Below are 14,790 nucleotides of genomic sequence, written 5' to 3'. Positions count from 1 at the left end.
TGCTCGCGATCGCCGCCGCTGTGGGTGTCGCATCACCGGCGGAGGCGCACGACCAGATCATCTCGACCTCTCCCAGCGAGGACGGTCACGTCGATACAGCCCCGGCTGAGGTGTCGATGGTCTACACCGACTCTCTCATCGAAGTCGGCGCCGTCGTGCTCGTGATGGACGACACCGACAAGGACTGGGCCGACGGCCCCGTCGCCCTCGACGGACCGAACGCCACCCAGGCGATCAAGCCCGGCATGCCCGACGGGGTCTACCAGGTGCGGTGGCGCGTGGTGTCGAGCGACGGCCACCCCATCTCCGGTGTCTACGACTTCGCCGTCGGTACCGCCACCCTCACTGCCGACACCAGCCCAGAGACCGGCACAGGGACCGGCTCGAACACCCAGGCGACCGCCGACCCTGCTGCGGCCGGCCCTGACGACGGCACCGCGTCTGGTGCGACGTCGACGACCCGCACGGTGTCCTCCACCGTCGTCATCGGGCTCCTCGGAGCCGTCGCCGGGGTCGCCGTCTGCGGCGGCGTCCTCTGGTTCCGCAGCCGCCGCACCTCATGACTTCCCTGACCCACCACCATCACCTACAGAAAAGGATCACCATGCGTACCCTCACCACCACCGGCCTTGCCGCTTCCGCTGTTCTCCTGCTCGCCCTCACCGGGTGCAGCGCTGCCAGCCAGGACACCGCCGAGGCGGACACCAACACCGAAGCGGCTTCGCTGTCGATCGACGACGCCTGGGTCAAGGCCGCCGACTCCGGCATGTCCGCAGCGTTCGGGACCCTCGAGAACGACTCCGACCAGGACGTCACCATCGTCAAGGCAGAGTCCGACGCCTCGCCCATGATGGAGCTGCACGAGACCGTTGCCAACGACGCCGGCGAGATGGTCATGCAGGAGAAGAAGGGCGGGTTCGTCATCCCCGCCGGCGGCTCCTATGAACTTAGCCCCGGTGCGAACCACCTCATGATGATGGGCCTCGACGCTCCCGTCACGGCCGGTGACGAGGTCGGGTTCAACCTCACCCTCACCGACGGGTCGACGTATGAGTTCACCGCTCCCGCGAAGGACTACTCGGGTGCGAACGAGACCTATGAGGGCGACGACATGTCCGACATGGACATGTCCGGCACGGACGCGGACCAGTGACCCCCGACACGACTCCTGACGAAGCTCCTCGGGGCGTCAGCCGGCGGCATCTCCTCTTCGGAGGGGCGGCCGCCGGCCTCGGCGCCGCCGGCGCCATCGGCCTCAGCTACACAGCCCGAGGCAACACCTCAACCGCCGAGACGGCCGATGCGAAGCTCTCCGGTGCCGAGACGATCCCGTTCTACGGCACCCACCAGGCCGGCATCGACACCGCCCCCCAAGCGCACGCCGTCTACTACGCCCTCGACCTGCTCCCGGGGACAGATGCGGCGGCGTTGCGGCGGATGATGCAGGTCCTCACCGACGACGCCGCCCGCCTCAGCCAGGGCGACTCAGCCCTCGCCGATAGCGAACCCGAGCTGGCTTACGTCCCCGCACGACTGACCGTCACCTTCGGGTTCGGGCCCGGCCTCGTCACCAGGGCTGCGGGTGCCGGGGCGGTCCCGTCGTGGCTGGGGCCGCTGCCGGCGTTCAGCGTCGACCGGCTCGACCCGGCCTACGGTGACGGCGACCTGCTGATGCACATCGCCGCGGACGACCCGATGACCGTCGCCCACACGGCCCGGATGCTGCTGAAGGACACCCGCTCCTTCGCCACCCTCCGGTGGACCCAGACCGGGTTCCGGCGTGCCTCCGGGTCGGAGCTGAAGGGCACCACCATGCGGAACCTGTTCGGCCAGGTCGACGGGACCGTCAACCTCGAACCCGGCACGGCGGACTTCGACCAGCTCGTCTGGCGGAACACCGGTCAAGCCTGGATGGCAGGGGGCACCGGGTTCGTGCTCCGCCGCATCTCGATGGACCTCGACAAGTGGGACAAGCTCGACCGGTCCGGCCGCGAGCAATCCGTCGGCCGCACCTTGGCCAACGGGGCACCGCTGACCGGGGTGAACGAGCACGATGAGGCGGACTTCGAGGCGAAGACCCCGATCGGGTTCCCGGTGATCCCGGAGTTCTCCCACATGCGCCGGGCCCGGTCGGACAACCCCGACGAGCGCATATTCCGCCGCGCCTACAACTACGACGACGCACCTACCCCAGGGTCGTCGGTGTCGAACTCGGGGCTGCTGTTCGTGTCCTACCAAGCCGACGTCACCACCCAGTTCGTCCCCCTGCAACAGCGTCTGAGCGATCTGGACCTGCTGAACGAGTGGATCACCCCCGTCGGGTCGGCCGTGTTCGCGATGCCGCCCGGCTGCACCAGCAGCGGCTACATCGGCGACACCCTCTTCTGACCCTCCCGCACGTCACCGCACCGCCTCCTTCACGAGCCACGAAAGACACCATGACCGAGACCCTGCAGCGCCGAACCCCGGCCTCCGACACCCCTCCCCCGCGCCCGGGCACCTCGAAGGGGTGGCTGGGGCAGCTGCTGCTGCGGCTGCACTTCTACGCCGGCATCCTCGTCGGCCCGTTCATCCTTATCGCCGCTCTCAGCGGTGCCGCGTACGCCGTCACCCCGCAGATCGAGCAAGTCGTCTACGACCGTGAGCTGCACGCCCCCGTCACCTCGACCACGCTTCCCCTCGCGGAGCAGGTCGAGGCGGCCGAGGCATACGCCGGCGACGACACCCTCGTCGCTGTCCGGCCTGCCCCGGAGCCCGGCGGCACGACCCGGGTCATGTTCACCGGCACCGGGCTCGGCGAGAGCGAGACCCGGTCGGTGTTCGTCGACCCCGGGACCGCCGAGATCCGCGGCGACCTCACCACCTACGGCACCTCGGGCGCCCTCCCCATCCGCACCTGGGTCGATCACCTGCACCGCAACCTCCACCTCGGCGACGCCGGACGTCTCTACTCCGAACTCGCCGCGTCCTGGCTCGGTGTCGTCGTCCTTGCCGGTGCCGCCCTCTGGGTCATCCGCTACCGCAAGGCCCGCCGGGCCCGGCGCGACATGGTCCGCCCCAACAACAAGGTCACCGGGTACCGGCGCATCTTCTCCTGGCACGCCTCCACCGGGATCTGGCTCCTCGTCGGGGCCCTGTTCCTCTCGGCAACCGGGATCACCTGGTCCACCTACGGCGGCGCCAACGTCGACAAGCTGCGTGCAGCGCTCGACTGGGGCACCCCCGCCGTCGACACCGCCCTCACCGAGACCGCCAGCCCCACCGCGAGCGGCGGCCACGCAGGGCACCCCGGCCACGGCGCCGCTCCTGCGACGGACGATGCCGAGGCACCGGTGATCGAGCCGACCACGTTCGACGAGGTCCTCGGCGTCGCGCGAAGCGTCAACGTGAACACCGGCCTGGTGCAGATCACCCCTCCGACCACGGCCGACACCGCCTGGGTCGTGCAGGAGATACAACGCAGCTACCCCACTGAGGTCGACTCCGTCGCCATCAACGGCGACACCCTCGAAGTCGTCGACCGCACCGACTTCAAGGACTTCACCCTCGCCGCGAAACTCACCCGGTGGGGCATCGACACTCACATGGGCCAGCAGTTCGGAATCGCCAACCAGATCGTCCTCGTCATCACCGCCCTCGGGATCGCGACGATGGTCGTCTTCGGGTACCTGATGTGGTGGAAGCGCCGCCCCACCCGCCCGGGAGCCCTCGTCGGCAAGCCCGCGGCCGCTGGGGCCCTCGCCCGGGCACCCTGGTGGGGCACCGCTGCAGTCATCGTCGTCGCTGCCGGCATCGGATGGTTCCTGCCCCTGCTCGGGATCTCCTTGATAGGGTTCGTCGTCGTCGACGCCATCGTCACCGCGACACGATCACGCGCCGCAGCCCGCTAGCAACTCACAAGTCGGGGTGCGCCCACGTGGGCCCCGCAGTTTTGTCGCCGTCGCACCCCAGAGAACTGGAACGCATCCCGTCATTCCCGCGGTGAGGGGCCATGGGCGATCAAGCCTCCAGAGGTGAAGATGACCGCTATCCGACTAGATACACCCTGAGTCGTGCAGCGGCCATCACCGACCAGATAGTGGATCAGGAGTTGACGTCGGCCAGCCATTTCTCCACCGTGCGCGGCACGAGCCCGAGCCGCGTCTGGGCGCTCGTGGCCTCGTCGATCACCTCCGATTCCTGCGTTGCGCGCCAGCGGTACGAGGCGACGACCGGTGCCGCGCCCTCGGCGCCGAAGAGCGGCTCGATGACCGCAGCGAAGCCGTCCGGGGTCTGCGCCTCGAAACGGACGTCACCGCCACGGTGGGCCGCGAACCCTGCGGCCAGGTCAGTGCCGAGAAGGCCCGGGAGGGCTCCGACGCCCACGACGCCGGTGACTGAGGAATCCTGCAGGAGGTGCGCCACGACGACCGCCACGTCGAGGTGTGAGCTCCAGGACACGGCGTAGTCGCCGCGGATCGGATAGCGGAGGACGCCGTCTTGCTCGACACCGGCGGTCACCGGTGGCAGGAGGAGGTTCTCGAGGTACAGGCGCGGCGCGACGACAGCGAGGGAGACGCCGGTGGCCTCGAGACCCCGGACGAGGACATCCATAGGGCTGCTTCCGGCCCCCTCGATCTGCGCCCCACTGGTCGACACGACGACGCGAGCCGGTCGAGCCGCCGTGACGGCCGCCACGACAGCCTCGGCCTGCGCGCGTTGCATATCGGGGGAACCGACGGTGAGGTGGACGAAGATACCGTCGAGACCCTCGTACGCCTTCGTCAGCGATTCAACCGATGTGAGGTCGACGGCGACGGGCGTGGCAGCACCTGCGTACGCGGAGGGATCACGGACGGCGGCGGCGACAGGCGCGCCGGCGGCGAGGAGTGCGGAGACGACGGGCGAACCCTGGGCACCCGTGGCGCCGTGAATGAGATAGGTCATAGGAGCTATTAGTGCACGGACAGCACCGGTTACGTCAACTGCACTATTGGGCTAGGGTCGACCTTCATGGCTTTCTGTGGGGATGTATGGCCCAACTGCGGCATCGCGAAGTTCCTGACGCTCCTCGACGGGCCGTGGGCGACATTGATCGTGCGCGAGCTCCTGGCAGGTCCGGCCCGGTTCTCCGAGCTGAAGGAGGCGCTGCCGGGCATCAGTGCGCACACCCTCACCAACCGCCTCCGCAAGTTCGAGACCTCCGGGCTTGTGACCCGCACGGTCTACGCCGAGATCCCACCCCGGGTCGTCTACGAACTGACCGAGACGGGCAAAGGCCTCCGACCCGTGCTCGAGTCGATGAACGCTTGGGCCTTGTCTGTCCCGCAACCCCTGACTCTGGAACCAGAAAGGGCGCCTCGATAGCCGATCCCCTATCGGACGATGACGCGCCAAGCGCCCTTCTCGGTGCTCGCCACCGAGGAGAAGGTGACTTTCGTCACACCCTCGCGGAACGACTCCGGGATGTCCAGCTCGAGCACGCCCTCGGCGCAGTTCGCACGGGCGGACGTCGTGTCGACGGCACCCGCAGCCGACGTCAGACCGAATAGCCCCTCGACGGATCCGTCGCCGAAACATTCGAGTTCGACTCGCCTGATCGTCACGGGCTCCTTGAAGGCCGCCGAGATCTGGTCGCCGTCTGCTTCCTCGCCCCGTTCGACGAGCGATGCCAAGACGGCCAGCGCGTCGCCGTCGTCCTGCACCACTGAAGGCGCCTGGTCGAGCCACAGAGCGATGTCGTCGGCCTGGCCACCGGGATCATCCTCGGAGCACCCGACGAGGCTGACAGCACAGAGGGACACGACGAGCAGGCAGAGCGATCGAGGGCGCACGATCGAAGGATGGCATGAAGCGCACCTCGTCGCGACGCCCCACCGCGAGGGCCCGGTCACCGATCCCCTATCGGGACGCCTCGTCAAGGCTTGCGGCGCACACCCTGTCGGTATCCGAGCCATGCTGCCAGCACGAGCAAGCTGATGACGACGATGACCGCGCCCACAAGGCTTGCGGTCGAGAACATGTGCACACCCTCGGCGGTGAACGTCGTGTCCGACAGGGGCGCATAGGCGAACCACCCGAAGGACACCGGCTGCGCCGCCGCGATGGCGAGGACGACGGCGCCCACAACCAACGCGGCCAAGCCGGCAACCAGAACGAGGCGGGAAGTCAGACCGGCACGACGCGTCATGCCTGGACCATAGCGCGCCGGTTCGCGCACCAGGATGCCCGCGATATGCCCGTCGTCCAACAGACTGATGGATGTGGCCGGTGGCCGATGGCCTACCGGCGCGGTTCAGCTCACTGGTGACTTTCGAGCGTGGGCCGCTCGCAGGGCTTGTAGTCCCTCTTCTCGCCAGGCTCGGGCGGATGCCATGACTTTCGTAAAGGCGCTGGACCCGTGGATGTGCCCGAGTTGTAGGGAGAACGTTGCGGGAACTCGGTCGAGGGTGAGGCGTTCGGCGTAGCGTGCGCCGTCGTCGACGATGGGGTCGTATTCCGCCGACATTATGTGCGCCGGGGGCAGATCGCTGAGGTTCTCGGCGAGCAGCGGTGATGCGTAGTGGTTGGTCGCGTCGGCCTCGGACGGAAGGTACAGGCGTCGGCACAGGTGCAGGGTCTGTTCGGTGAGTCCGTAGCCGGTGGCGTTTCGGCGGATGGAGGGGCTGCTGAAAGTGAAGTCGAGCGAGGGGACTTCCAGCAGTTGGAAGGCGATCGCGGGACCGTCGTCGTCTCGGGCTTTCAGGCAGAGGGCGGCGGCGAGGTTGGCGCCGGCTGATCCTCCGCCGACGGTGATCAGGTCGGCGCGGGCACCGAGGTTCTCGATGTTCTCGGCGACCCAGAGCAGCGCGGCGTAGCTGTCCTTGAGAGCGGTGGGGAAGGGGTGTTCGGGGGCTTTGCGGTACTCGACGGCGACGACGATGCAGTCCGCTCCGGCGGCGCGTTCCTGGCAGAGGATGTCGATGACCATCGAGTGGATGGTGCCGCCGATCCAGCCGCCGCCGTGGAAGTAGAGGTGGACGGGGTGGGGGCCGTCGCTGTCCGGGTGGAAGACGTTAAGAGTGATCTCCCCGTCCTGGACGGGGAGGGTCACGGTGCGCTTGCTTCGGACGGGTGGGGCGGGTTCGAGCAGCTGCTCGGCGAGTGCGGCGGCGCCTGCGTTCTCCTGCAAGCGGAATGCGGCGATGTCCTCGATCTCGGCGGGGACGGTCGGCATGGTCTCGAGCAGGGGAACGAGGAACGGGTCGAGCGGCATGAGTTCTTCTCCTTCGAAGAGTGGGGTTTCAGAGGCTGTCGCGCAGTGCGCGGCAGAGAGCCTCGGCGCGGTCGTCGGGGTAGCCGCCGGGGCGGATTGTCGCGTATCCGAGGGAAACACCGGATTCGGCATGCGCGAAGCCGAGCTGACCACCGGCTCCGTCGTGGCCGAAGCTGCCGGGGCCGGCCATACCTCGGGGGGCGGAGTCGAGCATGAATCCCGTGCCCCAGCGAAGCCCCGAGTCGGGTCCGAAGAACGGCGCGCCGACCGATTGAGGGAGGCGGGCGTCGCGGGTGGTGGCGGGCTGAAGCAAGCGGATCCCGTCGACTTCGCCGATCGTCGCGGCGTAGAGGCGGGCGATGTCGTGGGCGGTGCCGACGATGTTCGCAGCGGGAATCTCGAAGCCGAGAAGGTCGGGGGTGTTCGCGGAGCCGAACAGGTTGAGGCCGTCGATGGCTCCGTTCATCCCCATCACGCGCGCCAGCATGTCGATGTTCGGGCTCTTCCACGGTGGTGCGGCGGTGTCGGGGAGTGGCTGCTCCTGGAGCGCGAAGTCCGGGTCGGTGTCGGGGTCGGTCCCGAAGGTGAGTCCGAGGCCGAGGGGGCCGGCGATGTGCTGGTGGAGCCAGTCCGCGGGGCGTAGTCCGGTGGTGCGACGGAGGACTTCACCGGCGAGCCAGCCGAAGGTGAGGGCGTGGTATGAGTGCGCGGTCCCAGGCTCCCAGAGCGGGTTCTGCCGGGCGAGGGCCTCGGTGACCGGATGCCACGCGCGCAGGTCCTCCACTGTGAGGGGCTCGTCGGGGGCGATGAGTCCGGCGCGGTGCGCGAGGAGCTGCCGGACGGTCAGTGCGCTCTCGCCGTGGTCGGCGAATTCCGGCCAGTAGGTGGCGACCGGTTCATCGAGAGTGAGATGGCCCGCTTCGACGGCCATGAGCAGGCAGATGGTGGTGACGCCTTTGCTGACGGAGAAGAGGATGCTGCGGGTGTTGGCCGTCCACGGTCCGTGGCGGAAGGTGCCGCCGTGGAGGTCGACGACGGGGACGCCGTGGAGATAGACGGTGCAGGCAGCCCCGGTGTCGCCGCGTTCGGTGAAGTTCTGAGTGAACGCGTCGGCGACGCGTTGGAATCCGGGTTCGACGTGTCCGTGGATGGTGGGGGCGGAAGTGCTCATGGGTGGCGTGGAGGCCTTCTGGGTGGGGGTGGTCATGATGCTGAGGACGAAGTGGCGGCGGTGATGTCGATGCTCTCGGTCTCGTGGTGGAACTCGTTGATGAGGCGTCCGCTGCGCACCCCGAACCAGCCGACGGCGATCCCGGCGGCGGCGAGGACGGAGAGGGCGATCAGGAAGCCGTTGATTGAGCTCGAGAGAAGGAACGGCACGGGGACCAGGAGCAGTGCTGGCACCAGGCGGGCGATGGCGAAGATGACGCCTTGGCCGGTGGAGCGGAGCATGGTCGGGAACGCCTCGTTCACCCACACGCGGAAGATGGGCTCTCCGCAAAAAACGGTGCCCATGCCGGAAACGAGCACCGTGGTGACGAGCGTGGCCAGGTTCATCCCGAGGATGACGGGAATGAGGTATGCCGCGACGTAGAGGATTCCGCCGAGGATGAAGAAGGTGAGGCGGAAACGGGTGTCGACCACTCGCATGAAGATGACCTGAACGATGATCGCGAGCGGCACGAGGAACAGCACGAACACGGAGAATTCGGACACGGGAGTGCCGGTGAAGTTCGCTCCGATGTAGGCCGCGTAGGAGCCAAAGAGCGTGATCGGGATGCTCACCAGCGTGAAGAACCCGACGAGGATGAGGAACGGGAAGCGCAGCGGGGGCGTGATGAGGTCCCGCAGCTTCGAGCGGTCAGCGCGCACGGTGTGCACGCCCTGTGTCTGTTCCAGGCGAGCAGCTCGCCAGCTGGTGGATTCGGGGATCGTAAGTCGCAGCGCGAGGACGATGACCGCGACGACGGCGATGAGGCCGAAGATGGCCTGCGCGGCGAAGATCCCGGTCCCGCCGGTGAGGGTGGCGACGAGGACGACGGCGCCGATGCCGACTCCGGCGAGGAGGTTGGACATCACGAGGATCTTGCCGCGGTTCTGATCTGTCGCCGCTTCGGCGATGGTCGCGAGGGAGACGGGGATATCTGCCCCGATCGCTACACCGAGGACACCCAGACCCAGCAGCAGCAGCGGGAACGCGGTGGCCACGATCGGGACCGATGCGCCGAGGGCGATGAAGATCATCGTGACCACGAACACCCGACGCCGCCCGAAGCGGTCGCCAAGGCGACCGCCGATCAGAGCGCCGACCGCCACCCCGAAGGTGAGTGCGCTGGTGAGCACCCCGATCTGCCCGGGGGTGAGACCGATCGTCTGCTGGAGAATCACCAACGCGAAACCGACACCGTTCAGGGCCGCGCCATCGACGAAGGACGCCATGCCGGCCACTGTCCCCACCCACCAGGCGTTCACCGCGCGAGGGGGCGCCGGAATCGCTTCTGTCATGACCTTCTCCTTCGAAGACATCGAGGCGAGGCCTCGTCGTGGGTACCGGCGAACCCGGCTGCGGCTGACAGTAGATCAAAATTGTCCAGGATGGCAAGCATTCGGGGCGGCAATTATTCGGTTTGGCAAATGTTCGTGCGAGGATGAGGTGCAGGACGCGGGTCTCGCGGATCGAAGGAGAGCAGATGGCGCCGGAGGCAACGGAACAGCCGGCCGTGTCGAAGCGGCGCGGACGATACGCGAACGGACTGCAGCGGCGAGACCTGTTCATCGACCGTGCGTTCGAGATATTCGCGACGCACGGCTTCCAGCGCCTGTCGTTGCGGAAGATCGCAGAGGAGCTCGGGGTCAGTCACGCCGCCCTCAGCTACCACTTCCCCTCTAAGGAGGACCTGCTGCAGGCCGTCTTCGACCGTCAGGCGGAGCGGGACCGGCCCCTACTGGAGCGGTCGCTCTCCGAGCGGGGCTTGCTGGCTGCACTCCCGGAGCTCGTGCGACAGAACGAGGCTTTTCCGGGATTGATCCAGCTCGACGCCACCATGCAGGCGGAGGCAATTCGGAAGGACCACCCGGGGCACGACTTCACCCACCACCGGATCGATCTGTTCAATGCCGACGTTCGTCGGGAGCTTGAGCGTGAGCAGGAAAAGGGTCGTCTGCGCGCGGACCTGGACCTCGACCTCACCGCGCGTCAACTCACCGCCATGGCGCGCGGGCTCCAGATGCAGTGGCTCTATGACCCCACGGTCGACGTCGCCGCGCACCTCGACGGGTTCCTAGCGTTCCTGCGCGCCTGAGCGCACAATGCCTCGAGGGCGTCGCGACCTCGCGATCAGTCCGAAGACCGGCTGCTTCTCCTGACCGCATCGATAGCACCTGAGAGGGCATCGTGAATCAGTTTCAGGGTCTCATCGTCCTCGCGGTGTGATCCGACGAGCAGCTCCACCCGCACGACGATCCCCGCAACGATGCCCAAGGTGATCTGCACCCCCGGGTGATCCGGCGGGACGTCGAGGTCTTCCGCAATCGCGTTGGCCGCGATGGCGAGGAGGGGAGGGGAATCCTCTGGTCCGGACCCCTGCAGCACCGGATTCCGCTCAAGCATGGCGGCTCTGAGCCGCCACTCCTCCTCCGGAACAAAAGCCGGTTCTTCGCGGAGCCACTGAACGACACGATCGACGATCGACTCGCCCTCGTCACGTGAGCGCAACGCGAGGATCAAGCGATCAGCCGCCGCGGACGAGGACGCCGTGGCGATGTGGAGCTTCGTCGGGAAGTACGCCGACACAGACCGGGTCGACACCTCCGCCTCCTCAGCGATCTGCGCCACTGTCGTCGCGTCGTAGCCCTGTTCGGCGAACAGCCGCATGCCGGCAAGGAGAACAGCACGGTACCGGCGCTCCTTCGAGCGCTCCCTCAGCGAAGTTGCAGCCATACGCCGACCTTACCTCTTCTGTACTTCTGCACTAAAGAGTATAGTTGCAGTCAACCGCAATTTTGGAGGACTCATGGTCGACCCGACCCTCGCCCGAATCGAACGCCCCCGCTGGACTCGTTGGGCGCTGCTCACCAGTGGCCTTTACGTGCTCCTCGTTGCCTGGGCCGAACCGTTCTTCGTCCGTTACCCCCCCGCGGGAGCCTTGCTCCTCGTGGGCTTGCTGGCCGCAGGTGTGGCCTGGCGCCGCCCCGGGGGCAGCAAGGCGGCCTGGGTGACGATCCTCTCGGCGATCATCAGCGCCAGCGCGCAGATCGCGTGGCTCGTGACCGCCTGGTACCCCGCGTGGGCAGTGGCCCTGGGGTTTGCACTGTTGGTTGCCTTCTCGTGCTTCGCCGGTTTCTGGAAGCTGAGCAGGACGCGTCGCCGCGCCCTCAGGCAGGAGCGTGTCACTGCGTCTACTCGATCCCTTCTCAGCACCCTGCGGAGCGTCGTGAACAGCCTCCTCGTCGTCATCGCCGCGGTGACCTCCACTGTCGTGCTCCTGGTTGCCGCGGCACCCGCGGCGGTGGCCATCCCGATCCAAGCCGCCGCCGGTCAGACACCATCGTTCCAACCCCGAGGACCCGAGGGAGCTGTCAGCGTGACAGCGAACGGAGATGGGCTCACGAGCGACGTCCGATACGGCGATGAGTACCCCAGCAGCTATCTCGACATCTACATCGCCGATGACGACGCATCGGTCAAGCGGCCCACTTACATCTACATCCACGGTGGCGGCTGGATCGGTGGGACTAAGTCCGACGGCGACCCGAACGCACCCGGTGGCGGTTTTGCCGTCACCACAGACCCCGTCCTCGACGGTGGGTTCAACTTCGTCAGCCTCGATTACGGCCTTGCCCCGACCGTCAAGTACCCCACACAGGTGAAACAAGTTTCGCAGGCAGTCTCCTTCCTTCGGCAAAATGCCGAGCAGTACGGCCTGAACATGTCCGACGTCGTCATCGGAGGAGGAAGCGCCGGCGGCCAGCTCGCCGGCCAGTTCGCGAACATCCAGACCAACCCGACCTATGCCGCGAGTATCGGAGTGGAACCGGTCATAGGTGACGCTCTGCGAGCAGTCATGCTCGACAGTCCTGCGCTCGAGCTGGAGAAGACAGGCGAGACGCAGACGCCGCAACCGGTGAAGGACCTCATCTTCGGACTGTCTGCACGCAGCTACGTGGGCACCTCCGCGGCCCTGATTGAGGAAGCATCCGTCACCAACCACGTGACCGCAGACTTCCCCGCCACGTTCATCGCGGACGGGAACACCGGCACGTTCCCGGATCAGGCCGAGAACCTGCACGAACGCCTCGACCAGCTCGGAGTGACGAACGCCGTCGACGTTCCGCCGGCGAGCTCGGCGATTCTGGGCCACGGCTACATGGCGATGCCGGGCAAATGGACCGACACGTACAACGAGAAAAAGCTCGCGTTCTTGTCAGCACTCGGTCTTTGACCACTCACCTCACGCCGCCGTGCATCCGATGCTGGTGGGATGCCCCGGTCCGATACCGGGGCTTCCCACCAGGGGATGGTCTATCGGGAATCGTCACCGCTCTGTATTGAGCCGTCTTGCTCGAGTCGCGATCGAAGAAACCTAATCGTGAGGACGAGGGCGTATGCGCCCAACGCCAAGACGATGACCACGAGAAACGAGGTCAGGATTGAGAGACCGGCGGATAGTCCGGCAAGCTGACTGAGCTGAGACATCATCGATCAAGGCTATCCAGCCGGAGCCACGGTGCCGGTCGAGGATCCCCTAACGGACAGCGCGATCAGGCCGCGGGCTGCACGGCCGCTCTCGACGCGGTGATGGCCTGGCGGTATGCGGCGATCTTGCGCTCCAACGCAACGAGGTGCCGCTGGACCTCGGCCTGTCGTTCGAGGACGGCCGCGTGGTGCTGTTCGAGGAGCGCGAGCCGCTCGGCATCGTCAGCACCCGCGCGGTACGCGGCGGCGTACTCGCGCATCTCTTGCACGCTCATCCCCGTGCCGCGGAGCATCACCGTGCCGGCGAGCCAGCTCAGCGCAGCCGTGTCGTACTGGCGCCACCCGTCAGGGCCGCGCGCTGGTGCCGGCGCGATGCCCTCCTTCTCGTAGTACCGGATCGTGTCGACGGTGATGCCGAGCAGATCCGCCGCGGCACTGATCGTGACGAGCTCGTCGACGTGGACCTCGGGAAGCAGCATGGGCCCGAGTCTCCCACTTGACATGGTGTGCGCACCAGGGTCGAGAGTCAGGACATCCGGGTCGACCCGGCGGTGAACGGAGAACTCCCATGCAGCAGATCCCTCTCGGCTCCCAGGGCCTCGTCACGTCCACGCTCGGCCTCGGGTGCATGGGCATGAGCGCCTTCTACGGAGGCGCCACCGAGGCCGGCTCCGTCGAAACCATCCGCCGCGCTCTCGACCTCGGGGTCACCCTGTTCGACACCGCCGAGGCGTATGGGCCGTTCGAGAACGAGAAGCTGCTCGGCCGCACCCTCGGTGCCGACCGGGACCGGGTGGTCGTTGCATCGAAGTTCGCCAGCGACTTCACCGACGAAGGCACCCCGATCGGCCTCGACGGCTCCCCCGAACACGCCCGGCGCGCGATCGACCGGTCCCTCACGCACCTCGGCACCGACCACGTCGACCTCTGGTACCTGCACCGCGCCGACCCGAACGTGCCCATCGAGGACACCATCGGCGCGATGAGCGAAGCGGTCACCGCCGGCAAGGCCCGCTACATCGGCGTCTCGGAGACCTCAGCGGAGACCTTGCGGCGGGCGCACGCGACGTTCCCGATCACCGCGATCCAGTCCGAGTTCAGCCTCTTCGAGCGCGACGCTGAGCACAACGGCGTCCTCGACACTGCACGCGAGCTCGGGATCGGGTTCGTCCCCTTCTCGCCGCTCGGCCGAGGGTTCCTCTCCGGGACCCTCACCAGGAAATACGACCTGCCCGAGGGCGACGCCCGACGGAACCTCCCCCGGTTCTCCGACCAGGCCATCGATGCGAACCTCCGCATCGTGGAGGCACTCAAGGCCATCGCCGACGAGGAGGGCGTCACCACGGCACAGCTCGCACTCGCGTGGCTCATCCAGGCAGGAACAGTCCCGATCCCCGGCACCACGAAGGCGTCCCGAGCCGAGGAGAACACCGCCGCCGCGGATCTCGCACTCACCCCAGACGACCTCGAACGCATCGAAGCAGCCTCACCGCACGGAGTCGCCACCGGGACGCGCAACACCGAGGCAGGGATGGCTCGCGACCGCGGCTGACTCACACTCAGATGCCCTCGGCACAAAGCACGTTCGGCAGGTGACCTCGGTGTCCGATGGCCGATCCCCTAACGGGCACCGTCTACGACGTCGCTCTAGCGATCTCCGTTACCGTTCTGCCGAATCACCGTGCGTCAGCCCGTGACTGATGTCGATGGGTTGAGTGGGTGGCAGGTCGATGTCGTCAGGCCGGATCTGGTGCTCCATGAGCCTGCCCTTCCTGCCGCACTCGGGGTCGCAACGTGAGGGCCGCAATCGACAGAGCAATCCACACCACAACCATGAACACAGCCATGACAACGGCCGAGG

The 14,790-nt window shown here is 67.2% G+C and carries 16 protein-coding genes; 8 read left to right on the top strand and 8 right to left on the bottom strand.

Going from position 1 to position 14,790, the window contains the following annotated elements:
- From ITJ55_RS00705 to ITJ55_RS00690, 4 genes are all read left to right on the top strand, one after another.
- Nucleotides 1–563, top strand: a 563-nt coding sequence (locus tag ITJ55_RS00705) for a copper resistance CopC family protein (RefSeq protein WP_194593681.1), incomplete at its 5' end; no start/stop codon positions are given.
- A gap of 41 nt (nucleotides 564–604) precedes the next feature.
- A complete protein-coding gene (locus ITJ55_RS00700) occupies nucleotides 605–1,153 on the top strand; it encodes a copper chaperone PCu(A)C (RefSeq protein WP_194593680.1) in 549 nt (182 codons plus the stop codon).
- Nucleotides 1,150–2,388 (top strand): Dyp-type peroxidase, encoded by a 1,239-nt coding sequence (locus ITJ55_RS00695; protein WP_194593679.1) that lies wholly within the window; start codon nucleotides 1,150–1,152, stop codon nucleotides 2,386–2,388. Before ITJ55_RS00700 ends, ITJ55_RS00695 begins: the two co-directional genes overlap by 4 nt.
- Before the next feature lie 50 nt (nucleotides 2,389–2,438).
- Complete coding sequence (locus tag ITJ55_RS00690) at nucleotides 2,439–3,890, top strand: PepSY domain-containing protein (protein WP_194593678.1); 1,452 nt, start codon at nucleotides 2,439–2,441, stop codon at nucleotides 3,888–3,890.
- Between the two features lie 193 nt (nucleotides 3,891–4,083).
- Here ITJ55_RS00690 and ITJ55_RS00685 read toward each other — a convergent pair whose 3' ends face one another.
- A complete protein-coding gene (locus ITJ55_RS00685; RefSeq protein WP_194593677.1) occupies nucleotides 4,084–4,926 on the bottom strand; it encodes an NAD(P)H-binding protein in 843 nt (280 codons plus the stop codon).
- 66 nt (nucleotides 4,927–4,992) lie between these two features.
- Here ITJ55_RS00685 and ITJ55_RS00680 point away from each other — a divergent pair, with 66 nt between their 5' ends.
- Nucleotides 4,993–5,346, top strand: a complete 354-nt coding sequence (locus ITJ55_RS00680) for a helix-turn-helix domain-containing protein (protein ID WP_194593676.1) — start codon at nucleotides 4,993–4,995, stop codon at nucleotides 5,344–5,346.
- 8 nt (nucleotides 5,347–5,354) lie between these two features.
- On the opposite strand, the gene ITJ55_RS00675 is transcribed toward ITJ55_RS00680, so the two are convergent.
- The 5 genes from ITJ55_RS00675 to ITJ55_RS00655 all read right to left on the bottom strand — a co-directional run bounded on the left by ITJ55_RS00675 (nucleotide 5,355) and on the right by ITJ55_RS00655 (nucleotide 9,739).
- Entirely contained in the window at nucleotides 5,355–5,813 is a 459-nt protein-coding gene (locus ITJ55_RS00675; RefSeq protein WP_194593675.1) for a hypothetical protein, read from the bottom strand.
- Between the two features lie 83 nt (nucleotides 5,814–5,896).
- Nucleotides 5,897–6,169 (bottom strand): hypothetical protein, encoded by a 273-nt coding sequence (locus tag ITJ55_RS00670; RefSeq protein WP_194593674.1) that lies wholly within the window; start codon nucleotides 6,167–6,169, stop codon nucleotides 5,897–5,899.
- Between the two features lie 105 nt (nucleotides 6,170–6,274).
- Nucleotides 6,275–7,234: an alpha/beta hydrolase gene (locus ITJ55_RS00665; RefSeq protein ID WP_194593673.1), complete on the bottom strand. Its 960-nt coding sequence runs from the start codon at nucleotides 7,232–7,234 to the stop codon at nucleotides 6,275–6,277.
- Between the two features lie 28 nt (nucleotides 7,235–7,262).
- On the bottom strand, nucleotides 7,263–8,441 hold the full coding sequence (locus ITJ55_RS00660; RefSeq protein WP_194593672.1) for a serine hydrolase: 1,179 nt from the start codon (nucleotides 8,439–8,441) through the stop codon (nucleotides 7,263–7,265).
- Nucleotides 8,438–9,739 carry an MFS transporter gene (locus ITJ55_RS00655; RefSeq protein ID WP_167627359.1) on the bottom strand — a complete coding sequence of 434 codons (1,302 nt, stop codon included), beginning with the start codon at nucleotides 9,737–9,739 and terminating at the stop codon, nucleotides 8,438–8,440. Before ITJ55_RS00655 ends, ITJ55_RS00660 begins: the two co-directional genes overlap by 4 nt.
- Before the next feature lie 185 nt (nucleotides 9,740–9,924).
- Here ITJ55_RS00655 and ITJ55_RS00650 point away from each other — a divergent pair, with 185 nt between their 5' ends.
- Complete coding sequence (locus tag ITJ55_RS00650; RefSeq protein WP_194593671.1) at nucleotides 9,925–10,536, top strand: TetR/AcrR family transcriptional regulator; 612 nt, start codon at nucleotides 9,925–9,927, stop codon at nucleotides 10,534–10,536.
- 35 nt (nucleotides 10,537–10,571) lie between these two features.
- On the opposite strand, the gene ITJ55_RS00645 is transcribed toward ITJ55_RS00650, so the two are convergent.
- On the bottom strand, nucleotides 10,572–11,174 hold the full coding sequence (locus ITJ55_RS00645; protein WP_194593670.1) for a TetR/AcrR family transcriptional regulator: 603 nt from the start codon (nucleotides 11,172–11,174) through the stop codon (nucleotides 10,572–10,574).
- Nucleotides 11,175–11,247: 73 nt separating this feature from the next.
- Here ITJ55_RS00645 and ITJ55_RS00640 point away from each other — a divergent pair, with 73 nt between their 5' ends.
- Nucleotides 11,248–12,675 (top strand): alpha/beta hydrolase, encoded by a 1,428-nt coding sequence (locus ITJ55_RS00640; RefSeq protein ID WP_194593669.1) that lies wholly within the window; start codon nucleotides 11,248–11,250, stop codon nucleotides 12,673–12,675.
- Nucleotides 12,676–12,994: 319 nt separating this feature from the next.
- Here the strand turns inward: ITJ55_RS00640 and ITJ55_RS00635 are convergent, their stop codons facing one another.
- Nucleotides 12,995–13,408 carry a MerR family transcriptional regulator gene (locus ITJ55_RS00635; protein WP_194593668.1) on the bottom strand — a complete coding sequence of 138 codons (414 nt, stop codon included), beginning with the start codon at nucleotides 13,406–13,408 and terminating at the stop codon, nucleotides 12,995–12,997.
- Nucleotides 13,409–13,497: 89 nt separating this feature from the next.
- Between ITJ55_RS00635 and ITJ55_RS00630 the strand changes: the two genes are divergently transcribed.
- The gene (locus ITJ55_RS00630) at nucleotides 13,498–14,481 is read left to right on the top strand and encodes an aldo/keto reductase (protein ID WP_194593667.1); all 984 of its coding nucleotides are present in this window, start codon (nucleotides 13,498–13,500) and stop codon (nucleotides 14,479–14,481) included.
- The last annotated feature ends 309 nt before the right edge of the window (nucleotides 14,482–14,790 follow it).

Origin of the sequence: Frigoribacterium sp. VKM Ac-1396 (genome assembly GCF_015350895.1) — a bacterium.
Classification (GTDB): Bacteria; Actinomycetota; Actinomycetes; order Actinomycetales; family Microbacteriaceae; genus Frigoribacterium.
This window is presented reverse-complemented; position numbering and strand designations above follow the sequence as displayed.